The following is a 23,172-nucleotide window of genomic DNA, read 5'->3' as shown; positions in this document are numbered from 1 at the left end:
TCGGGCGTAGCGTTGTTCCTGTCACGAGGAGGAGATGCTTTCCGATGGTCGACACCGACGGCGAGGCCAGTGCGATCGACAAGGTCGCCGACCTGGGCCGCGACATCGGCGGGTACATCAAGCAGCAGCGCGACACCGCCAAGATCTCGTTGCGCCAGCTGTCGAAGCTCGCGGGCGTCTCCAACCCGTACCTGAGCCAGATCGAACGCGGCCTGCGCAAGCCGAGCGCCGAGATCCTGCAGCAGATCGCCAAGGGGCTGCGGATCTCCGCCGAGGCGCTGTACGTGCGGGCGGGGATCCTCGACCTCCCGGTCGGGGGTCCGGTGCCCGACGCCGTGCGCGCCGACACCGAGCTGACCGAGCGCCAGAAGCAGGTCCTGCTGGACGTCTACGAGAGCTTCCGGCGCGAGAACGAGAACACCCGACGGTCCACACCAGAGGAATCCACTGTGGACGGCAACCGGGCCGCGGATTCCACCGAGTGAGGAGTGACGACATGACCACCACCGAGAAGACCACCCTGCCCGAGCCCGTCCGCACGCCGCTGCTGGCCGTGCTCGGCGCAGGCGACTACGCCGCCAGGGCCGTCGCCGAGGCGTTCGCCAAGGCCAAGGGCCGCGCGGAGAACACCGTCGAGGACCTCCCGGGCGAGGTCGCGGGCCTGCGCGGCAAGCTGGACCCGGCCGAGCTGCGCAAGCTGGTCGACGCCTACACCGCCGCCGCCGTCTCGCTCTACCAGAAGCTGGCCGAGCACGGCGAGGACGCGCTGGGCAAGCTGCGCGAGCAGCCCCAGGTCAAGCAGTTGGAGGACGCCCTCGCCCTGGCCCAGCTCAAGGCGGGCGACGTGGCGGACGACGCCAGGGTGCTGACCGAGGACCTGCTGGCCAAGGTCACCCGCAAGACCCGCTCGGTCGGCGAGAAGGCCGCCCGCGCCACCGAGGACCTGACCGAGCGCACCGCCCTGGCCACCCAGGACATCGCCGAGGAGGTCGCCGAGGCCGTCGAGGACGCGGGCGCCGAGCTGGCGCACGAGGTGCGCAGCACCTCCCGCAAGGCCGCGAACAAGACCGACCCGGCCCGCAAGCCCGCGGCCACCACCGCCAAGCCCGCGACCGCCAAGCCCGCCGCTAAGCCGACCACGGACAAGTAGCCCGCGGCGATCACGATCACACGCCACGACCCCCGGACCGGCCGTCCGGGGGTCGTGACGTGTGGTGGATCTGCCCGGTTCGCACGTAGGGTGGTGCTGTGCCGGTTCTCGCCTCCTGGATCCTGCGGGTCATCGACTGGGCCGCCGTGCCCGTCGGTGTCTTCGCCTTCATCCACGCCCTGTTGCAGCGACCGGATGCCTATTCCGCCGCCGACCGGCTCAGCAAACCCGCCTGGCTGGGGATCACCGCCGGGGCGGTGGGCGCGCTGCTGCTGTTCAGCTTCGCGGACTCGGGCTGGTTCTTCTGGACCGCGGGCCTGGTCGCGGCGCTGGTCTACATCGTCGACGTGCGGCCCAAGCTGATCGAGGTGCAGCGCGGCCAGCGCTGGTGATCCTCGCCCGCTCCTACGGCACCGGCGACCCGCGCACGCTGGTGGTCCCCGGGCTGGGGGCCACCGCCGGTGAGGCGCGCATCCCGGCGTCCGGCCTGCCCAGCACCCGGACCGTGCTGACGCTGCCCTCGCACGCCGACAACACCGACGCCCCATCCGGCTACTGGCGCTACGCCACCCTCGCCCGCGACGTCGCCGCCGTGTTGGGCGGCACCCGGCGGGCCGTGGGGGTTTCGCTCGGCGCCGCCGCGCTGTGCGCGCTGGTCGCCGCCGACCCCACCGCCCTCGACCGGCTGGTCCTGCTGCTGCCGGGAGCGCTGTCCAAGCCGCGCCCGGCCCCGTCGGCGGCGCTGGTCCTCGCCATGGCCGACGCCGCGGACGCGGGTGACCGCGCCGGGCTCCGCGCACTGGTGGCGCCGACCGTTCCACCCGGCACCGGCTCCTACGTCGAGGACCGCACCGCCGCCCTGCTGCGCCTCGGCCCGGCCCTGCGCGCCGTCGCCACCGAGGTCCCGGTGCCCGACCCGGCCGCGCTCGCCGACGTCCGGGCGCGGGTCCTGGTGGTCGCCGCCACCGGCGACCCGGTGCACCCGGCCGAGGTCGCCGAGGAAGCCGCCGCCGCCTTCCCGCGCGCCGAACTGGTCCGCTACGACTCGCCCGCCCCGCTGGTCACCCACCGCCGCGAACTGCGGGCACTCCTCGCCGCCTTTCTGGGCCGCCCGGACTAACCTCGGCGCGGTGACCTGGAGCATCGCCGGAAGCCTCACCGTCGTCCCCGCCCTCGACCGCCCGGACCTGCTCGCCGAGCCGGTGGCCAAGGCCCTCGCCGGGCTCGACGCAGGCCGCGTCGGCGTCGCCGAGATCGACCCGGACCTGGCCGACACCGCCGAGTTCTGCGCCCACTACGGCTCCCCGCTCGCCGCGTCGGCGAACTGCGTGGTGATCCTGGGCAAGCGCGGGGACACCGAGACCATGGCCGCCTGCCTGGTGCTGGCCACCACCCGCGCCGACGTCAACGGCCTGGCCCGCAGGCACCTGGGCGTGCGCAAGGCGTCGTTCGCGCCGATGGACCGCGCGGTCGAGCAGAGCGGCATGGCCTACGGCGGCATCACCCCGATCGGCCTGCCCGCCGACTGGCCGCTGCTGGTGGATGCGGCCGTGGCCGCCGCCCCGGAGCTGGTGATCGGCAGCGGCGTGCGCGGCAGCAAGCTGCTCGTGCCCGGCGACCTGCTCGCCGGGTTGTCGTCGGCCGAGGTGGTCGAGGGGCTGGGCCGTCCGGTCGGGTGACATCGGCGGGAACCTACCTTCGTCGGTTGCCCCGATATGCCGGTTTCCGGTCCCATTTCCCCTGACGGTCGGTGGAGCGGGCTCGGGGAGGCTGCGGAGATGACCATGCAGGTCGAGGGTGGGCCGGAGGCGGCGAGAGCCACCATCCGCGTGGGCGTCGTCGACGACGAGCCCATGGCCAGGGCGTTCGTCGCCAAGATCCTCGGCGCCGCGCCCGACGTCACCGTGGTCGCCGAGGGCGCCGACGGCACCGAGGCGCTGGAGCTGGTCCGCACCGGCTCCCTCGACGTGCTGCTGCTGGACCTGCGGATGCCGAAGATGGACGGCCTGGACACCCTGCGCGAGCTGCGCCGGGTGCCGGGCGCCCCCGCCGTGGTCGTGCTCACCACCTTCCACGCCGAGCAGGCCGTGGCCACGGCGTTGCAGCTCGGCGCCAAGGGCTTCCTGCTCAAGCACGTCGACCCGGCCGAGCTGGTGCGCGCGGTCCGCGTCGCCGCCCGCGGCGGGGCGGTGCTCGACCCGACCCTGACCCACGAGCTGATGGGCCACCTGGCCAGCCACCACCTCGACCGGATCGGCGCGGCCACCGAGGTCGCCCGCCTGTCGGCCCGCCTGCGCGACGTGCTGAAACTGGTCGGCATGGGGCGCAGCAACGGCGAGATCGCCGAGGAGCTGCGGCTGTCGGATTCCACCGTCCGCGGTTACGTCTCGGAGATCCTGGCCGCCACCGGCTGCGCCAACCGGGTCACCGCCGCCGTCCTGGCCCAGCGGGCGGGCCTGCTCGACTGAGCCCGCCCGCGAACGCCTGCCCAGTTCGGTGGCGGCGGGGCTCAGTCGTCGGCCGACGGCCCCGGTCCGGTCGTGGCGTACCGGGCGGCGGTGGTGCGGACGGCCTCGTCGACCACCTGGGAGACGCGTTCGGCGCTCACCTCCCAGCCCGGCACCAGGAGCGCGGGCCAGAAGACGTAGTTGGAGATCATGCCCAGGAACTGGGTGGCCGCGAGGTCCACGTCCTCCACCCGCACCGTTCCCGCCTCGTGCTCGGCCAGCAGGTAGTCGCGCACGGACTCGAAGTAGGGCAGCTTCCCGCGCGAGAACTGCGCGTCGGCGAGTTCGGGGAACCGCGGCAGCTCGGCGATGACGATCCGGAACAGGTCGGTCATCCGGGGGCGGCTCAACAGCTCGGCGTAGCGGCGACCGATGGTGCTGAGCCCGCCGACGATGTCGCCCGCCCGCGGGGGGTCCTCTTCGTCGGCGGTTGACCAGGACTCGGTGACCATGGCGTCGAACAGGGCGGCCTTGGTGGGGAACTGCTTGAACAGGGTGGCCCGCGAAACGCCCGAGCGCTCCGCGATCCGCGCCAGCGACGTCCGGTCGTAGCCCAGTTCGAGGAACAGCGCGGTCGCGGCCGCCAGGATCAGCGCGCGCTTCTCCTGGGCGATGCGCTGGTGGTACGTCGTCACGGCCCTGCTCATGGGCCGAGCATACGAGGTGAGTGGCTTGACTCGCCATCGCCGCCGACCTAGTGTCAGTGGTGGTGAGTCGCTCGGCTCACCACTGGCCGCCGTTCACCACCGGTGATCCCGGTCGGTCACCCACGTACCGGAGGAAACCTGATGCGCCGCTTCGACAACCAGACCGTGCTCGTGACCGGCGGGTCCGGTGGCCAGGGATCGAGCCACGTGCGCGCCTTCCACGCGGAGGGGGCGAACGTGGTGATCGGCGGCATCGACGCCGAACGCGGCGCCGCTCTCGCCGACGAACTCGGGACCCGCGCCCGCTTCACCCACCTCGACGTCACCGATGAGAGCTCGTGGTCCGCTGCCGTGCTGGCCGCCGAGAGCGCCTTCGGCGCCCTGGACGTGCTCGTCAACAACGCGGGCGTGCAGAACCCGCCCGCGCCGATCGAGAAGACGGATCAGGCCACGTGGTCGCGCATCCTCGACGTCAACCTCACCGGGACCTTCCTCGGCATCAAGGTCGCCGCCCCCGCTCTGCGCCGGGCAGCGGGGGGAGCCATCGTCAACATCGCCTCGATCATGGGCTTGGGCGGCACGGCGCACTACGCGCCGTACGTCGCCAGCAAGTGGGCCATCCGGGGTCTCACCCGGACGGCAGCGCTCGAACTCGGCCGGGACCGCATCCGCGTGAACACCATCCACCCCGGTGTGATCGCGACCCCCTTCATCACCGAACCGGCAGCGGGCGCCACCGCGGCGATCGCCGACTTCTACTCACCCGAGCCGTTCGCCGTCCCCCGACTCGGAGAGCCGACCGACGTCACCCGGCTCCTCCTGTTCCTCGCGTCCTCGGAAGCGTCGTTCGTCACGGGGTCGGAGTACGTCATCGACGGTGGACTCCTCCTCGGCCCCGCCCTCCAGGCCAAGGCCGCATGAGCGGCCTGGACAATCAGCCGCCAAAGTCGGAGAATGGCATTATCTGAAAACCGGCGCACTGCCGAACCGGTAGCCTCAGGACCCATGAACCAGGTCCAAGCGGTCACTTCGCGCAGCTTCGCCGCGCCCGTCGACGCGGTCCGCGCCGCCGTCGCCGACTACACCGGCACCCGTTCGAAGATCCTCCCCGCGAACTACAGCGAGTACGAGGTCCGCGAGGGCGGCACCGGCGCGGGCACGGTCGTGCACTGGAAGTTGCAGGCCACCAAGAAGCGCGTCCGCGACTGCCTGCTCGACGTGACCGAGCCGCAGCCCGGCACCCTGGTCGAGGCCGACCGCAACTCCACGCTGGTCACCACCTGGACCGTCGACGGCTCCGCCGACGCCGCGTCGGTGCGCGTCGCCACCACCTGGGAGGGCGCGAACGGGATCGGCGGCTTCTTCGAGCGCACCTTCGCCCCCGCGGGCCTGCGCACCATCCACGACGAACTGCTCGCCAACCTGGCCAAGCACCTCAACGCCTGAGCCGCGAGCACGGGAAGTGCCGTCAGGAGCGGGAAACCCGCTCCTGACGGCACTCGGTCAGACCCACTCCCGATCGGTCGGTTGTGGATGGTCGATGGTGATCCTGTTCTGCTCCCCCTTGGTCATGGGGAAGACGATGCCCCGTCGGTGCCGCCCCGGGCAACTGATATATGCGTGAACCGCAACGGGTCGCGCGGCGGCTCCCGGTCAGAGGATGACGGTCTTGTTGCCGTGCAACAGGATCCGGCTCTCCAGGTGCGCGCGCAGCCCGCGCGCCAGCACCACCTTCTCGATGTCGCGCCCCTTGCGCACCATGTCCACCACCGAGTCCCGGTGGTCGACGCGGATCACGTCCTGCTCCACGATCGGCCCGGCGTCCAGCTCGGCGGTCACGTAGTGGCAGGTGGCCCCGATCAGCTTCACCCCGCGCCGGTGCGCCTGGTGGTAGGGCCGGGCGCCGACGAACGACGGCAGGAAGCTGTGGTGGATGTTGAGCGCCTTGCCCGCCCAGTCCGCGCACAGCTCCGGCGGCAGCACCTGCATGAACCGCGCCAGCACCACCGCGTCCGGCTTCGCCGCGTCCACGAGCTGGCGAAGCTGCGCGAACGCCGCCTGCTTCCCCTCCGGTTCGCAGGCGGGGAAGGGCACGTGGTGGAACGGGATGCCGTGCGCGCGGGTGATCGCGGCCAGGTCGGTGTGGTTGCCCACGACCGCCCGCACGTCCACGTCCAGTTCGCCGCTCTGCACCCGGCCGAGCAGGTCGTAGAGGCAGTGGCCCTCCTTGGACACCAGGATCACCACCCGGCGCCGGTCCCCGGTGTCGGTCACCGACCAGTCCGACTGCGCGTGCAGCCCGCGCGCCACCGCGCCGAACCGCTCCCGCAACTCGGCGACGTCGAAGGGCAGCGAGTCCGCGCGCACCTCCTGGCGGGTGAAGAACCAGTTGGTCTCGGGGTCGGTGTGGTAAGCGGCCTCGACGATCCACCCGCCTGCCTCGGCGAGGAATCCGGCGATGGCGGCGACGATGCCGGTCCGGTCCGGGCAGGCCAGGCGGATGACGTAGCGGCGTTCGGTTGTGGGCACGCTCCGATTGTGGCAGCCACCGTCCACAAGCGCGCCCCGCTCGCGGTGTTGTCAGTGCTCCCCGAGGTCGGCCATCAGCGAGCGGTCACCACCGCGCCCGTGTTCCCGCCGGGAACCCCGAGCCTCTGATCGGGTGAATCGACGGCTTGTTCGGCCCGGATAACCGTTGTGGCGCAGCGGTTCCTCCTAGTCTGGTCGTGTTCCGCACAGTGCAACTCCGATTCGACGCCGGGTGTCTGCCGATGACCGCCCCGCCGGATGCGTCCCACACTGTAAAATCCCGGCAACGGCGCACGTGTGTCCTTGCGGGGGTGGAAAGGAAGACGTGTCCGGTCAGAGGAAGAACCCACAGGCGCGCGACCGCACCATCGGCGCCCAGCTCAAAGCCGTCCGGCTGGAGCAGACCCCGCTGAACCTGGAGGCCGCCGCCCGGGCGATCGGCTGGTCCACGGCCACGCTGAGCCGCACCGAGAACGGCAAGCGGCACATCACCAGCGAGGACGTCGCCATGGTCCTCGCTGTGTACGGCGTGCCCATGACCCAGCGCGGGGAGCTGATCGAAAGCGCCCGAGCGGGCGTGCAGGCAGGCTGGTGGTCCCGCCCCCTGCCCGGCGTCCTGCCCGACGTCGGCACCCTGGCCAGCTACGAGGCCTCAGCCAGCGCACTCACCGATTGGTCGCTCAACTACATCCCCGGATTGCTGCAAACCGAGCAGTACGCCACCAGTCTGATGATCGACGATGGCGCGCAGCCGCAGGACGTCACAATGCTCTGGCTCGCCCGCCAGCGCCGACAGGCGGTCGTGCCCAAGGTCGACTACGTGGCCTTCCTCCACGAGAACGCGCTGCGCATGACGTTCGGTGGTTCCGGGGCGCTTCGAGAACAGTTGGACCACTTGGTCCGAGCCTCTCACCGAGGCCAAGCCGTCCGCGTCGTGCGGGGGCGGGTGCCGCACCGGCTGCTGCTGCACCCGTGGCTGCTGTTGCACTTCGCCGACGCACCCCCGGTGCTCCACGTCGAGCTACACGGAAGCAGCGTCTATCTCCACGATGATGAGGTGGACAGCTATGTGAACATGCGCTCGACGCTCGATCGTCTGGCCCTATCGACAGCGGAAAGCCGCAGTATGATCGAGCAAATACGAGAAAGGTTGTGATCATGGAGTGGCGCAAGTCATCCCGCTCGGGCACCACCAGTAACTGCGTCGAACTGCGGCAGGACCTCACGGCCGTGCGCGACAGCAAGCGCCCCGGCGTCACCCTCCCCGTGACCCGGTCCGCCGTCCGCGAGCTGATCACCCGCCTCGCCCGCTGACCCCCGCACCGGGGGTGGGTCACAACACCACGGTGACCCGCCCCCGGGTTCGAGCACAAGCCTTGTCAGGGCAGTTCCGGTTCAACCAGCTTGGCGGCGTCCAACACCTGCGGGCAGAGCGTCGCCCCTCCGCCTGCTCCAGTGGCCAGGACGTCCACTCGTGAGGTCGCGGTCACTTCGAGTGCTACCGCACATACAGAGCCTGTTGGCCCGCCGAGTGATTGGACGGCTCGGTGTGTCCCCATCGTCAATGACTTTTTCTCGCCAGTGGCAACTACTTTGTCAATTCCGAGCTCGGGGTAAGCGGCCACAGTGAAGGTATAGCTTTCCGCCCCTGTTTCCTTGGCGACCTTCCACTGGCAGAGTTTCGCTATTCTGGTTTCGTCGGGCTGGGGTGACCCTGTCACGCCGAGTGCGGTTTTGGCGGCTGGGGTGAACAGGTCGCACGGGTCGAGGGTGGCCAACGGGTTATCGGAGGTCGGTGGTTGCGAGGGTGTTGCGGATGTGGTTGTGCGGTCGGAACCATCGGGTTCTGTCGCCACAGCGGTAGGGTGACCTGGTGTCTGCGTAGAACACGCTGTGGTCATGGCGACGGCGAGTGTGGTGAGGATCGCACGGGTGCGGGTGGGCTTCACGGTGGTCACTCCTGTTGCGAGAGTCGCCTGGCTGTGTCTTCATCGACGTGGCGGTAATTGTTCATCGCCACCGTAATGGCGGACTCCGCCTTCACCAGCGTCTCGCGGAGGGCGGCGAGTTGGGTCAGGAAACCCTGGTGGTCGGTGGCCACTTGGTGAATGTACGGCTTCATCACCGTGGCGGCATTGCTGGCACCGAGCATCGGTTCTTGGTCCAGGACATAGCGCAGGCCCTCCTGCCTCTCCAACCAGTCGAGCATCTTGCGGATGGCGGTCAGCAGGGCGTTGCCGCCGTGCTCGTTGACCGCGAACTGGCCTGCCGCTGCCGCGCCCACGAGTGCGTTCATGGACGCGCCGATTTGCTCCAGTGATGCGTTGTTGCCTTCGTCGATGTACACCGCGCCCCCTGCAGTGACGATGCGTTGACCACTGGGCACTCTAGGAGCCGTAGGGGTGGTATGTCTCGGGTTTGAAACAACCTCAGCGGCCGATGAGCCGCTAGTCCAGGTTCGCGTCCGCGTAGACGACCATCGCCGAGCGCAGGTACTCCGCCAGGCGCGGGTCGGTCTTGTCGAACTTGACCCGGAACCTCGGGTCGTCCGCGTACACGTCGGCCAAGCCCTTGTACGCCTCCCGGTTCGGCACCCAGTGGCCCTGGAGCCACCGGTGGTGCCCGGCGATCGTCTCCTGCACCGCCGGGTCGTCCGGGGCGCGGTCCGCGTCGATGTGCTCGACCAGCGTCCGCAGGGCGGCCACCCAGGCCTGGCCCTGTTCACGCATCCAGTCCTGGCCCTTGCCCCGGACGGCCGCGTTCGCCGCGTCCACGTGCTCCGCGCCCCAGCGCTCCCGCGCCTCGGCCTGCAACGCCTCCTGCTTGTCCGGGTCGAAGCCCTCGAACCAGTGCGCCACGGATTCCGTTGTCATCCCTGCGTCCCTTTCCACCTCGGTGATCGTGCGGGAGACGGTTCGCGCCAGCCGGTCGAACCGGTCTCGCTCGGCCAGGAGTCGGTCGCGGTGTTGGCGCAGGGCCACCACCGCGTCCTTCTCGCGGTCCACGACCTCGGCGATCGCGTCCAACCCCAGCCCCAGTTCGCGCAGCAGCAGGATTTCCTGCAACCGCAGCACCTGTTCCTGTTCGTAGTAGCGGTAACCGTTGTGGCCCACGAACGCGGGCGGCAGCAGACCGATGTCGTCGTAGTGCCGCAGCGTTCGGGAGGTCACCTTCGCCATCCGCGCCACCTGTTGGATCGACCAGGCCACCGCGCTCATCTCCCCGTCATCTCGCTGACCCGGTCAACGGTAGAAGTTGACGCGACGAGAAGGTCAAACCCCGATTCCGGCCGGGGCCACCGCCGCCCAGTCCAGCGTGACCTCGCCCAGGCGCCAGCGCCTGCGGTCGTCGAGGACCGGCCAGCCCTCGGCGGCCAGCAGGCGCACCGACTCCACCCAGCGGGCGCGCGGGCCGAACGGGGCGAACGCCGCCGCGGTGGCCCAGCAGGCGTCCAGGGCGGCGAGCAGGTCGTGCACCCGCTCGCCGGGCACGTTGCGGTGGATCAGCGCCTTCGGCAGGCGCTCGGCCAGGTCCGACGGCTTCTCGATGCCCGAGGGCAGGCAGGACAGGGTGAGCGTCAGCGGCCCGTCCACCGCCAGCGCCACCCAGCAGCAGCGCCTGCCGATCTCGTCGCACGTGCCCTCGACCAGCAGGCCGCCGGGGGCCAGGCGGGTGAGCATGATGTCCCACGCGGCCACCGCTTCGGCCTCGGTGTACTGGCGCAGGACGTTGAACGCGCGCAGCAGCACCGGGCGGGCACCGGCCAACTCGAAGCCGCCGCGGCGGAAGTCCAGCCGGGGCGGGTCGGCGGCGGGTGCGGCGGCGGCCACCCGTTCCGGGTCGATCTCCAGGCCCAGCACGCGCACGTCCGGCTGGACCGCGCGCAGCCGGGCGGCCAGTTCCACGGTCGTCACCGGGGTGGCGCCGTAACCGAGGTCGACGACCAACGGGTCCGGGGTGGCGGCCAGCCGGGTGCGGACCGCGGGGGAGCCGGTGAGCCAGCGGTCGACGCGGCGCAGCCGGTTCGGGTTCGTGGTGCCCCGGGTCGGTGCGCCCAGGGCTCGCGCCCGGCCCGCGGCCAGGCGGGGTGCGCGGGCCATCAGCCGCCGTGCTCGGCCAGCCAGGTCGCGGTGAACTCCGCCTCGGCGGCCAGCAGCCTGCCGACCTGCTCGGCGATCACCGACTCGACCTTGCCGCCGACGAACGGGATGCGCACCTTCACCTCGCCCGAGGTGGTCCACACGCTGCCCGAACCGCTGTCGACCAGCGCGAACCGGCCCTTGATGTCCCCGGGGACCCCGGACACGGCGGCGGTGGTGTCCCCGGCGAAACCGGTTCCGTCCGGGCGCCAGCCCTCGGTGCGCTCGACCACCAGGTCGCCCTTGATGACCGTGCGCGCCACCGACGGCAGCCGGGCCGCGTCGACGCCCTGGCGCAGCCGGAACACCACCTCGGCGCCGCGCTCGGTGTAGTCGATCAACCGCGCGTCCTTGCCGCCGAGCACCCGCAGGCGCTCGGCGAGGAAGTCGCGGTCGACGAACGCCGCGTGCACCGCCTTCGCGGGCACGGGGAACGCGGCACGGTGCTCGATGCGGCTCGCCATGGGGCTGGAGGTTACCGTTGGCGCCCGTGACGAGCCTCCCCGTCGGTCAACCGACCCACCCCCGCGTCCCGCTCAGCGGCTACACCACGCTGCGCCTGGGCGGACCGGCGGCGGCGTTCGTGACCGCCACCACCGCCGCCGAGGCGGTCGACGCGGTCCGCGGCGCCGACGCCGCGGGCACCCCGCTGCTGGTCCTCGGCGGCGGTTCCAACCTGGTCATCGGCGACCCGGGCTTCGACGGCACGGTCGTGCACGTCGCCCACCGCGGCACCAAGATCGACACGGCGGGCCCCGGCCGGGTCCGGCTCACCGTCGAGGCGGGCGAGGACTGGGACCACGTGGTCGCGGGCGCCGTCGACGCGGGCCTCGGCGGCCTGGAGTGCCTCTCCGGCATCCCCGGCCTGGTCGGCGCCACCCCGGTGCAGAACGTCGGGGCGTACGGGGTGGAGATCAGCCAGGTCCTCGCCTCCGTCGACCTGCTCGACCGCGCCACCGGCGAGGTCCGCACCCTGCCGGTGGAGGAACTGGGCCTGGGCTACCGCACCAGCGTCCTCAAGGGCACCGACCGCGCCGTGGTCCTCCGCGCCACCTTCACCCTCAGCGACGACGGCCTGTCCATGCCGATCCGCTACACCGAGCTGGCCCGTGCCCTCGGCGTCCGCCAGGACGAGCGGGTCCCGGTCGCCGCCGCCCGGGAGGCGGTCCTGGGCCTGCGCCGCGGCAAGGGCATGGTCCTCGACCCCACCGACCACGACACCTGGAGCGCGGGCTCCTTCTTCACCAACCCGATCGTCCCCGACGCCGACGCCGACGAGGTCCTCGCCCGCATCACCGCCCGGGTCGGCCCGGACGTGGCGGTCCCGCGCTACCCGGCCAACCCGGGCGCCTCCAAGCTGTCCGCCGCCTGGCTGATCGAGCGCGCGGGCTTCACCAAGGGCTACAGCCAACCCCCGGGCCGGGCCGCGCTGTCCACCAAGCACACCCTCGCCCTCACCAACCGCGGCGGCGCCACCACCGCCGACCTCCTCGCCCTCGCCGGGGCCATCCGCGACGGCGTCCACACCACCTTCGGCGTCACCCTCCACCCGGAACCGGTCCTGGTGAACTGCTCCCTGGGCTAGAGCCTGTCCTCAAAGCAGGCGACCACCCACCCGAGCACGCCCCAAAAATCCCGGCTTTGAGGACACGGCCTAGCTCGGTTCGCGGTGGGCCCGGGTCGCCGATGCCTGGGCTCGGGGCTTGAGCACGACCTGGTCCAGGTTGACGTGCGCCGGGCGGGTCACCGCGAAGGCGATCACCTCGGCCACGTCGTCCGCCGTCAGCGGTTCGATGCCCCGGTAGACCGCCGCCGCCCGGTCCGCGTCGCCGTCGAAGCGGGTCAGGGAGAAGTCGGTTTCGACCATGCCGGGGAGAACCTCGGTGAAGCGGACCGGTTGGCCCAGGAGTTCGCCGCGCAGCGTGCGGTGCAGGGCCGACTGGGCGTGCTTGGCCGCGGTGTAGCCCGCGCCGCCGTCGTAGACCTCCACCGCGGCGATGGAGGTCACGGTGACCACGTGGCCGTCGCCGGAGGCGACCAGGGGCGGCAGGAGGGCCTTGGTCATCCGGAGGGTGCCCAGCACGTTGGTCTCGTACATCCAGCGCCACTGCTCGACGTCCGCCGCGTCCACGCGGTCGAGGCCCAGGGCGCCGCCCGCGTTGTTCACCAGCACGTCGACCCGGTCCAACTGCCCCGCGAAGGCGTCCACCGACTCCTGCGAGGTCACGTCCAGCTCCAGCGCCCGGCCGCCGACCCGCTCCGCCACCGCTCCCAGCCGGTCCAGCCTGCGGGCGCCGAGCACCACGGCGAAGCCCGCCCCGGCCAGTGCCGCCGCGGTCGCGGCCCCGATCCCGGTGCTCGCCCCGGTCACCACTGCAACACGTTTCTCCACGTCACCGATAATCCTCCCGGGGGAATTTCGTCCCCTTCCGGGGGGTTGTGAGAACTGTCACCGGGGGTGCACCCCACCGCGCCCCCACCCCGGGCGTCTTTCCCCACGGGACACGATTTCGGACTTGGAGGTCACCGGTGAGAAGCACGGCAACGAAGACCAGGAACTCGACCCTGATCGGGGCGCTGTTCTCGGTTCTCGTCCTGCTCACCGCCTGCACCTCGGAGGGGTCGGGCTCATCCGGCTCCGCCGGTGGCGGCGCGGCGGGCACGACCGCCGAAACGCCACCGGTCGCGAAGCTGACCGCCCTCCCGGCCGCCGACGCCGCGGACGTCTCGCCCGCCGCGCCGGTGCAGGTCACCGTGGCGGACGGGAAGATCGACGAGGTGGCGCTGACCAACGCCGAGGGCAAGGCCGTCAAGGGCGAGCTGTCCGCCGACAAGCTGACCTGGACCTCCGCGGAGACCCTGGGCTACGCGAAGAAGTACACCTACGACGCGTCGGCGACCGGCAGCGACGGCAAGCAGGTGGAGTTGAAGGGTTCCTTCACCACGCTCAAGCCCGCGAAGACGCCGCGCGCGACCATCAACCCGGCCGACAACGCCACCGTCGGCGTGGCGATGCCGATCAGCGTGAAGTTCCCCGAGGGCAAGGTCACCGACAAGGCCGCCGTGGAGAAGGCGCTCACCGTCACCACCTCGGTCCCGGTCGAGGGCTCCTGGGCGTGGCTCAACGACCAGCAGGTCGACTGGCGGCCGAAGGAGTACTGGCCCGCCAACACCAAGGTGTCCGTCAGCGCCAAGCTCTACGGGCTGGCCTACGGCGGCGGCGCCTACGGCAAGGCCGACCTGACCACCGACTTCACCATCGGCCGCAACCAGGTCACCAAGGTCCACACCCCCGACCACAAGCTGAACGTGTACCGCGACGGCGCCCTGGTCGCCAGCTACCCGGCCAGCAACGGCAAGGACTCCGACCCGAACCTGAACACGCCCAACGGCACCATGATCGTCATGCAGAAGGACCCGGTCGGCGACTTCTCCAACCCGAAGTACGGCTACACCAACGTGATGAAGAAGTGGGCCGTGCGGTTCTCCAACCACGGCGAGTTCATCCACGAGAACAACGACAACGCCGCCAACATCGGCAAGGCCAACACCTCGCACGGCTGCGTCAACCTGCTGGAGGCCGACGCCAAGGCCTACTTCGACAGCGCGCTGGTCGGCGACCCGGTCGAGGTCACCGGCTCCCAGGCGAACATGCCCACCACCTCCGACGTCTACGACTGGCTGATCCCGTGGGCGCAGTGGCAGAGCATGTCCGCCCTCCGGTGACCCGCACCACCGGCGGCGGGCTGTCGCTGCTGGAGCGCGGTGAGCCGGGCAGGCCCGCGGTCGTGTTCCTGCACGGCTGGGCGCAGACCGGGGAGGTCTGGGCGGACGCGGTCGACGCGCTCGCCGACGAGTTCCACCTCCTGGTGCCCGACCTGCGCGGGCACGGCCGCTCCGCCGGTGTCGACGGCCCGTTCGACGACGGCCGGGTGTGGGCCGACGACGTCGCCGCGGTGCTCGCCCTCGCCCGCGGCCCGGTGACCCTGGTCGGCTGGTCCTACGGCGGGCTGGTGATCACCGACTACCTGCGCCACCGCGGTTGCGCGGACCTGCGCGGGATCGTGCTGGTGGGCGCGCTGACCGAGATCGGCCGCGGCAACCCCGGCGGGGCGGTCGGCCCGGCCATGCGCGCCGCCCTGCCGGACGCGCTCAGCCCGGACGACGCGGTCGCCGAGCCCGCGATCCGGGCGCTCACCGCCGCCATGACCGCCGAGCCCGCCGCCCCGGAGGTCGTGGAGCGCGGGGTGGCCACCGCGCTGCGCACCCCCGCCCACGTCCGGCGCGGCCTGTTCACCCGTTCGGTGAGCAGCGGGGACGTCCTCGCGGGCGTCACCGTGCCGACGCTGGTCCTGCACGGCGACCAGGACGCCGTGGTCACCCCGGCCGCGGCCGAGTACGCGCTCGGGAAGATTCCGGGGGCCTCCGCGCGTTGGTTCACCCGGGTGGGGCACATGCCCTTCGCCGAGCGGGCCGCCGAGTTCACCCACGCCGTTCGCTCGCACGCGGGAGGTCGGAAGGAGTGAACGGCGTGACGCAGCTTCACCGGCCGCGCAGGGTGGCGGTGTTGTCGGTCCACACGTCCCCGCTCGAACAGCCCGGCACGGGCGACGCGGGCGGCCTCAACGTGTACGTGAGCGAGACGACCCGGCGGCTGGCCCGGCACGGCATCGCCGTCGAGGTCTTCACCCGCGCCACGTCCTCGGACCTGCCGCCGGTGGTGGAGCTGGCCCCGGGCGTCCTGGTCCGGCACGTCACCGCGGGCCCGTACGAGCCGCTGGAGCGGGCCGAACTGCCCAGCCAGCTCTGCGCGTTCACCGCGGGTGTCCTGCGCGCCGAGGCCCGCCAGGACCCGGGCCACTACGACCTCGTGCACTCGCACTACTGGCTGTCCGGGCAGGTCGGCTGGCTGGTCCGGGAGCGCTGGGGGGTACCGCTGGTGCACACCGCGCACACCCTGGCCAAGGTCAAGAACGCCGCGCTCGCCGACGGCGACGCCCCCGAGCCGCGGGTGCGGGTGATCGGCGAGCAGCAGGTGGTCGACGAGGCCGACCGGCTCATCGCCAACACCGACGTGGAGGCGGCCCAGCTCACCGGCCTCTACGCCGCCGACCCGGACAAGGTGCACACCATCGCCCCCGGGGTCGACCTCGACCGCTTCCGCCCGGCCGACCGGGCCGCCGACCGCGCCGCCCTGGGCATCGCGGCCGACGCGGTCGTGTTCGCCTTCGTCGGCCGCGTGCAGCCGCTCAAGGCCCCCGACGTGCTGCTGCGCGCCGCCGCCGAGCTGCTCGCCCGCGGCGACCTCGCCAGGGACCGGCTGGTGGTGCTGGTCGCGGGCGGCCCGTCCGGCTCCGGCCTGGACCAGCCCGCCGCATTGCAGGACCTGGCCGCCGCCCTGGGGATCACCGACGTGGTCCGGTTCCTGCCACCGCAGTCCGGCGACGCGCTGGCCAGGGTGTACCGGGCGGCCGACGTGGTGGCGGTGCCCAGCCACAACGAGAGCTTCGGCCTGGTCGCGCTGGAGGCGCAGGCCTGCGGCACCCCCGTGGTGGCCGCCGCGGTCGGCGGGCTGCCGGTCGCGGTCGCCGACGGCCGCTCCGGCCTGCTCGTCGACGGCCACGCCACCCCCGACTGGGCCGACGCGCTGACCCGGCTGGCCACCGCCCCCCGGCTGCGGGCCGAACTGGCGGCGGGCGCGGTCCGCCACGCCCGCGCCTTCTCCTGGGACCGCACCACCGACGCGCTGCTCGCCGGCTACGAGGAAGCGGGGCGCGCGCTGCGGCGGTCGCTGCCGCGTGTTGAGGTTGCGGTGTGAGCACTCCACTCGATCAGGTCATCAAGGACGCACTCGACGAGCGCGAGCTCGCCTACGACAACCCGGAACCCGGCCGCTTCCTGGTCGTGCTGCCCGGCATCAAGAAGCAGCAGACCAACTGCTGGTTGAGCGTCGGCAAGCACGCGCTGGTGGTCGAGGCGTTCGTCTGCCGCCGCCCGGACGAGGCGTTCGAGGAGGTCTACCGGTTCCTGCTGCGCCGCAATGCCCGCCTTTACGGCGTGCACTACACCGTCGACAAGGCCGGTGACATCTACCTGCTCGGCCGGGTCGGGCTGAACTCGGTGACCGCGGACGAGCTGGACAAGCTGCTCGGGCAGGTCCTGGAGGCCGCCGACGGCGACTTCAACACCCTGCTGGAGATCGGCTTCGCCACCGCCATCCGCCGCGAGTGGGACTGGCGCACCTCCCGGGGCGAGTCGCTGGCCAACCTCAAGGCCTTCGAGCACCTGCTGGAGCCCGCGCAACGGTCGCGTGTCTCAGACGAGGCCGACTCGTGACCCGCTCCCCGGCAACGGGCTGACCCGCCCGCTCCGTCCCACCGGTGATCGCACAGCTCACCTGAGGGGACACCGAGATGAACACCACCCCGAGACGGGCCCGCCGCACGGCGGGCCTGCTCCTGGCCGCGACCGCGCTGGCGGCCCTGGCCTCCTGCACCAGCAGCAGCGGGAGCGGCACCTCCGCCGCCGTCGCACCGGAGCGGGCGGCGCAGGCCCCGGCGGGCGCGGACGCCGCGGCAGGCGGGGGCCCGGGCACCGGCGGGAAGGCCGCAGAGTCCGCACCGGCCGACCGGCAGTCCGCGCAGGTCAACGGCCCGGGCGTGGACCGCAAGCTCGTCCGCACCGCCACGCTCGAACTGGGTTCGGACAACGTGGCCGCCGCCGCCGAGACCATCCGCGCCGAGGTGCTGGCGGCGGGCGGCTACTCCGGGCAGGAGTCCGTCTCCGAGCGCTCCGCCTCGCTGACCCTGCACGTGCCGTCGGACAAGCTCGACGCGGTCCTGGCGAAGCTCACCGACGGCGGCGCGGGCACGGTCCGCAACCGGGGGCAGAACGCCGAGGACGTCACCGAGCAGACCGTGGACGTGGAGAGCCGCGTCAAGACCCAGCGCGCCAGCCTCGACCGGGTCCGCGCCCTGCTGGCGAACGCCCGTTCGGTCCCCGAGATCGTGGAGATCGAGAGCGAGGTGACCCGCCGCGAGGCCGAGCTGGAGTCGCTCCTCGCCCGCCGCGACCGGCTCGCGGGCAGCGTGGCGATGTCGAAGATCACCGTCCAGGTCGTCCGGGCGGACGCCCCGGCGGTGTCCGAGCCCGCGGACGACGACAGCAGCTTCCTGGCCGCGCTGGCGGCGGGCTGGGACGGCTTCCTGACCGCGGGCGGGTTCGTGCTGCGGGTGGTGGGCTACGTGCTGCCGTTCGCCGCCCTCGCGGCCGCGGTCGGCTGGGTCGTGCTGCGGGTGCGCCGCAAGACCAGGGCCGAGGCGCCCGCAGTGACCGCGGCGCCCGCGGAGGGCTGAGGCGCGGGGTGGGGTCGCGGAGCGGACCGGGCGAGGGGGGAGTCGTAATCCCGGACCGCCCCGCGACCGAACCCACCGGGCCGCCGAGGCGGGGGGCACCTGGGGCCCACTGCGGGGTTCGTGCGGCTCGGCAGGGGAGTCGAGCCGCGCGGGTGGCCTCGGGGACCAGGGAGTGCTTGGGAGCTGATCCGTCGAAGCCGTTGTCAACTTGTCAGATGCGGGACACGGGCACAAGGCCGCCAGGTAAGCCGATCGGGCACTCTCGCGCGGTTGGCGTCTCGATTTCATAACGGCGCTTGTTCCGCAGGTCAGCGCGACCCCGACCGGCCCAGGCGCACACCCCTGGACCGGTCGTGGGCGGCCGTCCGACCATCCGGGATGGATCATCCGGGTCAATCCCCGCCGCCGCGGGGGCCGGTCCGCGTGCGGACGCATCCGCGCGCCCCTGTCAAGCCCACCCCACGGGTGCGCCCGAACGGGTCTGGCAGGCTCCACGCATGGCCATCGGAACCCTGGTGCTGCTCCGGCACGGCGAAAGCGTCTGGAACGCACAGAACCTCTTCACCGGCTGGGTCGACGTGCCCCTCTCCGAGAAGGGCACCGCCGAGGCGATCCGGGGCGGGACCCTGCTGCGCGAGGCGGGCATCCTCCCGGACGTCGTCCACACCTCCCTGCAGCGCAGGGCCATCAACACCGCGCACCTGGCGCTGGACGCGGCCGACCGCGCCTGGATCCCGGTCAAGCGCGACTGGCGGCTCAACGAGCGCCACTACGGCGCGCTGCAGGGCAAGGACAAGAAGCAGACGCTGGCGGAGTTCGGCGAGGAGCAGTTCATGCTCTGGCGCCGCTCCTACGACGTCCCGCCGCCGCCCATCGAGCGCGGCTCCGAGTTCAGCCAGGACGCCGACCCGCGCTACGCCGGGCTGGGCGCCGACCTGCCGCTGACCGAGTGCCTCAAGGACGTCGTCACCCGGCTGGTCCCGTACTGGGAGTCCGAGATCGTCCCCGACCTGCGCGCGGGTCGGACGGTGCTGATCGGCGCGCACGGCAACAGCCTCCGCGCCCTGGTCAAGCACCTCGACGGCATCTCCGACAGCGACATCGCCGGGCTGAACATCCCGACCGGCATCCCGCTGCGCTACGACCTCACCGATGACCTGGCGCCGACCACGCCGGGCGGCACCTACCTCGACCCCGACGCCGCCGCGGCCGCCATCAGCGCGGTGGCCAACCAGGGCCGCTGACCCCCGACGACCACCGAGGCCCCGGCTCACCCGAGCCGGGGCCTCCGCCGTCCCCGGGGCGCCGCCGGAGGGCCCGCGGTTCACCGGGCGACGGCCCGTCGTACGGGGCGCCACGCGCAGGCGACCGGCCCGTGGCAGCCCCGCCAAGTTCACCCGCCGGGGTGGTTACGAGACGATCACCGGCGGGTTTCTACCGATGGGTAGGCCACGAACGGGTGAACGAGACCTGACCGCGGTACGAACAACGCCGCGGCAGGTGTCACCACTGTCACGGAAAGCTCGATCAGGCTGGTCAAAACCGCTCCCGGGCTGCTTACGATCCCCCTGTGACCGCCCCGGTCTGTATCGCGCTGTCGCTCGGCACCCTGCTGATCGGCCTGTCCGTCGGTTTCCTGCTCGGCCGCACCCGCGGCGCGGGGGGCAAGCGGCGGCCGGTCGGCCCCACGGTCGCCGAGCTGCTCAGCCGTCTGACGCACTCCTCGCACTCCGGCATCGTCGTGCTCAACCGCTTCGGCGACGTCGTCCTGCACAACCCGCGCGCCGAGGCACTGGGCCTGGTCCGCAACCACCGCGCCGACGACCGGGCCCGCAAGGCCGCCGAGGTGGTGCGCGAGACCAACGAGCCCATCGAGGTCGACCTGGCGCCGCTGGAGTCGCGCGGCGGGCGCACCCCGGAGGCCGTGGTCGGCGAGGTCCGCCCGCTCGGCGACGGGTTCACCGCCATCGACGCCGACGACCAGTCCGAGGTGGTCCGGCTGGAGGCGGTCCGCCGCGACTTCGTCGCCAACGTCAGCCACGAGCTCAAGACCCCGGTCGGGGCGATGGCGCTGCTGGCCGAGGCCGTCCTCGACGCCGCGGACGACCCGGTCGAGGTGCGCCGCTTCACCACCAAGATCCTGCACGAGGGCAACCGCCTGGGCACCCTCGTCACCGAGCTGATCGCCCTCTCCCGCCTGCAGGGCGCCGAGCGGCTGCCGGACATGAACACCGTCGGCGTGGACGCGGTGGTGGCCGAGGCCATGGGCCGCGCCCGCCCGGCGATGGAGACCGCGGGCATCGACATCACCACCGACCCCGACAGCGGCCTGCTGGTCGAGGGCGACCGCACGCTGCTGGTCACCGCGCTGTCGAACCTGCTGGAGAACGCCCTCGCCTACTCCCCGCCCGGGTCCCCGGTGACGGTGAGCAGGCGGGCCGCCGACGGCATGGTCGAGATCGCGGTCACCGACCGCGGCATCGGCATCGCCGAGGAGGAGCAGCAGCGCGTGTTCGAGCGCTTCTACCGCCTCGACAAGGCCCGCTCCCGGGCCACCGGCGGCACCGGCCTCGGGCTGGCCATCGTCAAGCACGTCGCGGCCAACCACGGCGGCGAGGTGCGGCTGTGGAGCAAGCCGGGGCTGGGCTCCACGTTCACCCTGCGCATCCCGGCCCACGTCGGGTCGGAACCCGTCGGGGTCGGGGCACAAGGCGCGCTGTCGAAGGTCGACGGCGCCGTTAGCGATCACCACGGAGGACCGGCATGACGAGGGTGCTGATCGTCGAGGACGAGGAGTCCTTCGCCGACCCGCTCGCCTTCCTGCTGCGGAAGGAGGGGTTCACCGCCGCGGTGGCGGGCACCGGGCAGCAGGCGCTGGAGGAGTTCGACCGCAACGGCGCCGACATCGTGCTGCTGGACCTGATGCTGCCCGGGATGAGCGGCACCGACGTGTGCAAGGCGCTGCGCCAGCGCTCGGCCGTGCCGGTGATCATGGTGACCGCCCGCGACAGCGAGATCGACAAGGTGGTCGGCCTGGAGCTGGGCGCCGACGACTACGTCACCAAGCCGTACTCCGCGCGCGAGCTGATCGCCAGGGTGCGCGCGGTGCTGCGCCGCGGCGGCGAGGCAGGCGGCGACGGCGAGCTGCTGCCGCAGGTGCTGGCGGCCGGGCCGGTGCGGATGGACGTCGAGCGGCACGTGGTGACCGTCTCCGGCACCGACGTGGCGCTGCCGCTCAAGGAGTTCGACCTGCTGGAGTACCTGCTGCGCAACGTCGGCCGGGTGCTCACCCGCGGCCAGCTCATCGACCGGGTCTGGGGCGCGGACTACGTCGGCGACACCAAGACGCTGGACGTGCACGTCAAGCGGTTGCGCTCGAAGATCGAGCCCGATCCGGCGGCCCCGCGGCACCTGGTCACGGTCCGCGGCCTGGGTTACAAGTTCGAGTCCTGATCGAGGCCATGTACGGTTCTGGCCGTGCGCCTCGGTGTGCTAGACGTCGGTTCCAACACCGTCCACCTCCTCGTGGTGGACGCGCATCGTGGTGCCCACCCGACCCCGGCCCGCTCGGAGAAGACCGTCCTGCGGCTGGCCGAGCGGCTCACCCCGTCCGGGCTGCTGTCCAAGCGCGGGGCCGACGACCTGGTGCGCACCGTGGCCGAGGCCAAGGCGTCCTCGGTGCGCCTGGGCTGCGCGGAGCTGATGGCCTTCGCCACGTCGGCGGTGCGCGAGGCGGGCAACTCCGCCGAGGTGCTGGCCAGGGTCGCCGAGGAGACCGGGGTGGAGCTGCGCGTCCTCTCCGGTGAGGACGAGGCCCGCTACACCTTCCTCGCCGCCCGCCGCTGGTACGGCTGGTCGGCGGGGAACCTGCTGGTGGCCGACATCGGCGGCGGCTCGCTGGAGCTGGCCTCCGGCATCGACGAGAAGCCGGACTTCGCCGTGTCGGTGCCGCTGGGCGCCGGGCGCACGACCCGCACCCGGTTCACCGCCGACCCACCGAGCCGCACCGAGGTGGCCGAGACCGCGGAGTGGCTGGTCGAGCAGCTCGCGCCGGTGGCCAAGCGGGCGGCGAAGTTCGGCAGGCCGGACCGGGCGGTCGCCACCTCCAAGACGTTCCGCACCCTGGCCAGGCTGACCGGGGCGGCGCCGTCGTCGGCCGGGCCGAGGGTCCGCCGGGTGCTCACCGAGTCGGGGCTGAGCCAGCTCATCGCGTTCGTCTCCCGGATGTCGGCGACCGACCTGGCCGAGCTGGACGGGGTGAGCCCCAGCCGCTCGCACCAGCTGCTGGCGGGCGCCCTTGTGGCACAGGCCACTATGCGAGCGTTGTCACTGACCGAACTCGAGATCGGGCCGTGGGCCCTGCGCGAGGGTGTCATCCTGCGACGGCTGGACCAGACGAATGGCGAGGACCACACTGATTCCTCGGAGTGACAGGTACTGCTGGGCGGCGACCGACCGGGTGCTGCCGCTGGAGTGTGCGAGCACTGGACTGTTCGGCCCGCACGGGGCACGGTGGAGTGGATGAGTCAAGAAGGTGGACCGGAGCGCACGCAGCGCACCGTGGCCGAGTTGCTGGCCAAGTACGGCGGCAACCCGGACGAGGGCGCGCCCAGGCGACGGCGCCGCCGGGCTGACGACGCCTCGGACACCGCGCCCCAGGCCATCATCGAGCGGGTCATGTCCGACAGCGGCACCATGCTCCCGATCCGCGAGGACCAGGAGGCGCCCGAGCGCACCTCGCACCGGCCGCGCCGCGCCCCGCAGCAGCCGCCCGCCGCCGACCGGCAGCAGCCGCCGCAGCGCAGGCAGGCGCCCCCGCAGCCCGAGCAGGCCCCGCCCCCGCCG

At 72.3% G+C, this 23,172-nt stretch carries 28 protein-coding genes and 1 pseudogene; 21 read left to right on the top strand and 8 right to left on the bottom strand.

Features of this window, described 5'->3' with window-relative positions; translation table 11 throughout:
* Positions 1 to 44: 44 nt before the first annotated feature.
* The 6 genes from L6E12_RS00145 to L6E12_RS00120 all read left to right on the top strand — a co-directional run bounded on the left by L6E12_RS00145 (position 45) and on the right by L6E12_RS00120 (position 3,618).
* Positions 45 to 485, top strand: a complete 441-nt coding sequence (locus L6E12_RS00145; protein ID WP_236225788.1) for a helix-turn-helix domain-containing protein — start codon at positions 45 to 47, stop codon at positions 483 to 485.
* Positions 486 to 496: 11 nt separating this feature from the next.
* Entirely contained in the window at positions 497 to 1,150 is a 654-nt protein-coding gene (locus L6E12_RS00140) for a hypothetical protein (RefSeq protein WP_236225787.1), read from the top strand.
* A gap of 98 nt (positions 1,151 to 1,248) precedes the next feature.
* Positions 1,249 to 1,542, top strand: a complete 294-nt coding sequence (locus L6E12_RS00135; RefSeq protein ID WP_236225786.1) for a DUF2516 family protein — start codon at positions 1,249 to 1,251, stop codon at positions 1,540 to 1,542.
* A complete protein-coding gene (locus L6E12_RS00130; protein WP_236225785.1) occupies positions 1,539 to 2,270 on the top strand; it encodes an alpha/beta hydrolase in 732 nt (243 codons plus the stop codon). Before L6E12_RS00135 ends, L6E12_RS00130 begins: the two co-directional genes overlap by 4 nt.
* A gap of 10 nt (positions 2,271 to 2,280) precedes the next feature.
* The gene (locus L6E12_RS00125; protein ID WP_236225784.1) at positions 2,281 to 2,829 is read left to right on the top strand and encodes a YbaK/EbsC family protein; all 549 of its coding nucleotides are present in this window, start codon (positions 2,281 to 2,283) and stop codon (positions 2,827 to 2,829) included.
* A 99-nt stretch (positions 2,830 to 2,928) separates the two neighbouring features.
* Positions 2,929 to 3,618 carry a response regulator transcription factor gene (locus L6E12_RS00120; RefSeq protein ID WP_236225783.1) on the top strand — a complete coding sequence of 230 codons (690 nt, stop codon included), beginning with the start codon at positions 2,929 to 2,931 and terminating at the stop codon, positions 3,616 to 3,618.
* Between the two features lie 41 nt (positions 3,619 to 3,659).
* Here the strand turns inward: L6E12_RS00120 and L6E12_RS00115 are convergent, their stop codons facing one another.
* Entirely contained in the window at positions 3,660 to 4,304 is a 645-nt protein-coding gene (locus L6E12_RS00115; RefSeq protein WP_236225782.1) for a TetR/AcrR family transcriptional regulator, read from the bottom strand.
* A gap of 141 nt (positions 4,305 to 4,445) precedes the next feature.
* On the opposite strand from L6E12_RS00115, the gene L6E12_RS00110 reads away from it, so the two are divergent.
* Together L6E12_RS00110 and L6E12_RS00105 are read left to right on the top strand one after the other, a co-directional pair.
* Entirely contained in the window at positions 4,446 to 5,225 is a 780-nt protein-coding gene (locus L6E12_RS00110) for a glucose 1-dehydrogenase (RefSeq protein WP_236225781.1), read from the top strand.
* An 84-nt stretch (positions 5,226 to 5,309) separates the two neighbouring features.
* Positions 5,310 to 5,750 (top strand): SRPBCC family protein, encoded by a 441-nt coding sequence (locus L6E12_RS00105; RefSeq protein WP_035289658.1) that lies wholly within the window; start codon positions 5,310 to 5,312, stop codon positions 5,748 to 5,750.
* Positions 5,751 to 5,957: 207 nt separating this feature from the next.
* Here the strand turns inward: L6E12_RS00105 and purU are convergent, their stop codons facing one another.
* Entirely contained in the window at positions 5,958 to 6,833 is an 876-nt protein-coding gene (gene purU / locus L6E12_RS00100) for a formyltetrahydrofolate deformylase (protein ID WP_110079403.1), read from the bottom strand.
* 325 nt (positions 6,834 to 7,158) lie between these two features.
* Here purU and L6E12_RS00095 point away from each other — a divergent pair, with 325 nt between their 5' ends.
* Positions 7,159 to 7,989 (top strand): helix-turn-helix transcriptional regulator, encoded by an 831-nt coding sequence (locus tag L6E12_RS00095; protein ID WP_236225780.1) that lies wholly within the window; start codon positions 7,159 to 7,161, stop codon positions 7,987 to 7,989.
* A 2-nt stretch (positions 7,990 to 7,991) separates the two neighbouring features.
* Positions 7,992 to 8,147 carry a DUF397 domain-containing protein gene (locus tag L6E12_RS00090; RefSeq protein ID WP_236225779.1) on the top strand — a complete coding sequence of 52 codons (156 nt, stop codon included), beginning with the start codon at positions 7,992 to 7,994 and terminating at the stop codon, positions 8,145 to 8,147.
* Between the two features lie 65 nt (positions 8,148 to 8,212).
* Here the strand turns inward: L6E12_RS00090 and L6E12_RS00085 are convergent, their stop codons facing one another.
* From L6E12_RS00085 to L6E12_RS00065, 5 genes are all read right to left on the bottom strand, one after another.
* The gene (locus tag L6E12_RS00085) at positions 8,213 to 8,734 is read right to left on the bottom strand and encodes a DUF3558 domain-containing protein (protein ID WP_236225801.1); all 522 of its coding nucleotides are present in this window, start codon (positions 8,732 to 8,734) and stop codon (positions 8,213 to 8,215) included.
* 53 nt (positions 8,735 to 8,787) lie between these two features.
* A complete protein-coding gene (locus L6E12_RS00080; protein WP_236225778.1) occupies positions 8,788 to 9,180 on the bottom strand; it encodes a hypothetical protein in 393 nt (130 codons plus the stop codon).
* Between the two features lie 100 nt (positions 9,181 to 9,280).
* The gene (locus tag L6E12_RS00075) at positions 9,281 to 10,051 is read right to left on the bottom strand and encodes a MerR family transcriptional regulator (protein WP_236225777.1); all 771 of its coding nucleotides are present in this window, start codon (positions 10,049 to 10,051) and stop codon (positions 9,281 to 9,283) included.
* A 54-nt stretch (positions 10,052 to 10,105) separates the two neighbouring features.
* The gene (locus L6E12_RS00070; protein ID WP_236225776.1) at positions 10,106 to 10,933 is read right to left on the bottom strand and encodes a class I SAM-dependent methyltransferase; all 828 of its coding nucleotides are present in this window, start codon (positions 10,931 to 10,933) and stop codon (positions 10,106 to 10,108) included.
* Positions 10,933 to 11,436 (bottom strand): DUF2505 domain-containing protein, encoded by a 504-nt coding sequence (locus L6E12_RS00065; RefSeq protein ID WP_236225775.1) that lies wholly within the window; start codon positions 11,434 to 11,436, stop codon positions 10,933 to 10,935. Before L6E12_RS00065 ends, L6E12_RS00070 begins: the two co-directional genes overlap by 1 nt.
* A 26-nt stretch (positions 11,437 to 11,462) precedes the next feature.
* Between L6E12_RS00065 and L6E12_RS00060 the strand changes: the two genes are divergently transcribed.
* Positions 11,463 to 12,557, top strand: coding sequence for a UDP-N-acetylmuramate dehydrogenase (locus L6E12_RS00060; RefSeq protein WP_236225774.1), 1,095 nt, complete (start codon positions 11,463 to 11,465; stop codon positions 12,555 to 12,557).
* Between the two features lie 69 nt (positions 12,558 to 12,626).
* Here the strand turns inward: L6E12_RS00060 and L6E12_RS00055 are convergent, their stop codons facing one another.
* A complete protein-coding gene (locus tag L6E12_RS00055; protein WP_236225773.1) occupies positions 12,627 to 13,364 on the bottom strand; it encodes an SDR family NAD(P)-dependent oxidoreductase in 738 nt (245 codons plus the stop codon).
* 173 nt (positions 13,365 to 13,537) lie between these two features.
* On the opposite strand from L6E12_RS00055, the gene L6E12_RS00050 reads away from it, so the two are divergent.
* The 10 genes and pseudogenes from L6E12_RS00050 to L6E12_RS00005 all read left to right on the top strand — a co-directional run.
* The gene (locus L6E12_RS00050) at positions 13,538 to 14,698 is read left to right on the top strand and encodes an Ig-like domain-containing protein (protein WP_374201814.1); all 1,161 of its coding nucleotides are present in this window, start codon (positions 13,538 to 13,540) and stop codon (positions 14,696 to 14,698) included.
* Positions 14,695 to 15,498: an alpha/beta fold hydrolase gene (locus L6E12_RS00045; RefSeq protein WP_236225772.1), complete on the top strand. Its 804-nt coding sequence runs from the start codon at positions 14,695 to 14,697 to the stop codon at positions 15,496 to 15,498. Before L6E12_RS00050 ends, L6E12_RS00045 begins: the two co-directional genes overlap by 4 nt.
* Positions 15,499 to 15,503: 5 nt before the next feature.
* Positions 15,504 to 16,790, top strand: coding sequence for a D-inositol-3-phosphate glycosyltransferase (mshA, locus tag L6E12_RS00040; RefSeq protein ID WP_236225771.1), 1,287 nt, complete (start codon positions 15,504 to 15,506; stop codon positions 16,788 to 16,790).
* A complete protein-coding gene (locus tag L6E12_RS00035) occupies positions 16,787 to 17,308 on the top strand; it encodes a YbjN domain-containing protein (RefSeq protein ID WP_035289684.1) in 522 nt (173 codons plus the stop codon). The genes mshA and L6E12_RS00035 overlap by 4 nt, the downstream gene beginning before the upstream one ends.
* A 77-nt stretch (positions 17,309 to 17,385) precedes the next feature.
* Positions 17,386 to 18,327: a DUF4349 domain-containing protein gene (locus L6E12_RS00030; protein ID WP_236225770.1), complete on the top strand. Its 942-nt coding sequence runs from the start codon at positions 17,386 to 17,388 to the stop codon at positions 18,325 to 18,327.
* Between the two features lie 497 nt (positions 18,328 to 18,824).
* Positions 18,825 to 19,571, top strand: coding sequence for a phosphoglyceromutase (locus L6E12_RS00025; protein WP_236225769.1), 747 nt, complete (start codon positions 18,825 to 18,827; stop codon positions 19,569 to 19,571).
* Between the two features lie 326 nt (positions 19,572 to 19,897).
* Positions 19,898 to 21,094 carry a cell wall metabolism sensor histidine kinase WalK gene (locus tag L6E12_RS00020; protein ID WP_236225768.1) on the top strand — a complete coding sequence of 399 codons (1,197 nt, stop codon included), beginning with the start codon at positions 19,898 to 19,900 and terminating at the stop codon, positions 21,092 to 21,094.
* Positions 21,091 to 21,780, top strand: coding sequence for a response regulator transcription factor (locus L6E12_RS00015; RefSeq protein WP_035289690.1), 690 nt, complete (start codon positions 21,091 to 21,093; stop codon positions 21,778 to 21,780). The genes L6E12_RS00020 and L6E12_RS00015 overlap by 4 nt, the downstream gene beginning before the upstream one ends.
* Positions 21,781 to 21,804: 24 nt before the next feature.
* The gene (locus tag L6E12_RS00010; RefSeq protein WP_236225767.1) at positions 21,805 to 22,758 is read left to right on the top strand and encodes a Ppx/GppA phosphatase family protein; all 954 of its coding nucleotides are present in this window, start codon (positions 21,805 to 21,807) and stop codon (positions 22,756 to 22,758) included.
* A 90-nt stretch (positions 22,759 to 22,848) separates the two neighbouring features.
* A pseudogene (locus L6E12_RS00005) lies at positions 22,849 to 23,172 on the top strand (hypothetical protein); the annotation flags it as partial.

The organism is Actinokineospora sp. PR83 (assembly GCF_021056305.1).
In the GTDB taxonomy this organism is placed as follows: Bacteria; Actinomycetota; Actinomycetes; order Mycobacteriales; family Pseudonocardiaceae; genus Actinokineospora; species Actinokineospora spheciospongiae.
Note: the sequence above shows the minus strand (reverse complement) of the source record. Positions and strands in the feature narration are given on the sequence as shown.

Bases quoted from the DNA above. Each gene is read 5' to 3' on its own strand.
- L6E12_RS00025 (WP_236225769.1), top strand. From the start codon at position 18,825: ATGGCCATCGGAACCCTGGTGCTGCTCCGGCACGGCGAAAGCGTCTGG.
- L6E12_RS00145 (WP_236225788.1), top strand. From the start codon at position 45: ATGGTCGACACCGACGGCGAGGCCAGTGCGATCGACAAGGTCGCCGAC.
- L6E12_RS00075 (WP_236225777.1), bottom strand. From the start codon at position 10,051: ATGAGCGCGGTGGCCTGGTCGATCCAACAGGTGGCGCGGATGGCGAAG.
- L6E12_RS00140 (WP_236225787.1), top strand. From the start codon at position 497: ATGACCACCACCGAGAAGACCACCCTGCCCGAGCCCGTCCGCACGCCG.
- L6E12_RS00085 (WP_236225801.1), bottom strand. From the start codon at position 8,734: ATGACCACAGCGTGTTCTACGCAGACACCAGGTCACCCTACCGCTGTG.
- L6E12_RS00015 (WP_035289690.1), top strand. From the start codon at position 21,091: ATGACGAGGGTGCTGATCGTCGAGGACGAGGAGTCCTTCGCCGACCCG.
- L6E12_RS00090 (WP_236225779.1), top strand. From the start codon at position 7,992: ATGGAGTGGCGCAAGTCATCCCGCTCGGGCACCACCAGTAACTGCGTC.
- L6E12_RS00065 (WP_236225775.1), bottom strand. From the start codon at position 11,436: ATGGCGAGCCGCATCGAGCACCGTGCCGCGTTCCCCGTGCCCGCGAAG.
- L6E12_RS00105 (WP_035289658.1), top strand. From the start codon at position 5,310: ATGAACCAGGTCCAAGCGGTCACTTCGCGCAGCTTCGCCGCGCCCGTC.
- L6E12_RS00030 (WP_236225770.1), top strand. From the start codon at position 17,386: ATGAACACCACCCCGAGACGGGCCCGCCGCACGGCGGGCCTGCTCCTG.
- L6E12_RS00120 (WP_236225783.1), top strand. From the start codon at position 2,929: ATGACCATGCAGGTCGAGGGTGGGCCGGAGGCGGCGAGAGCCACCATC.
- L6E12_RS00070 (WP_236225776.1), bottom strand. From the start codon at position 10,933: ATGGCCCGCGCACCCCGCCTGGCCGCGGGCCGGGCGCGAGCCCTGGGC.
- L6E12_RS00110 (WP_236225781.1), top strand. From the start codon at position 4,446: ATGCGCCGCTTCGACAACCAGACCGTGCTCGTGACCGGCGGGTCCGGT.
- L6E12_RS00115 (WP_236225782.1), bottom strand. From the start codon at position 4,304: ATGAGCAGGGCCGTGACGACGTACCACCAGCGCATCGCCCAGGAGAAG.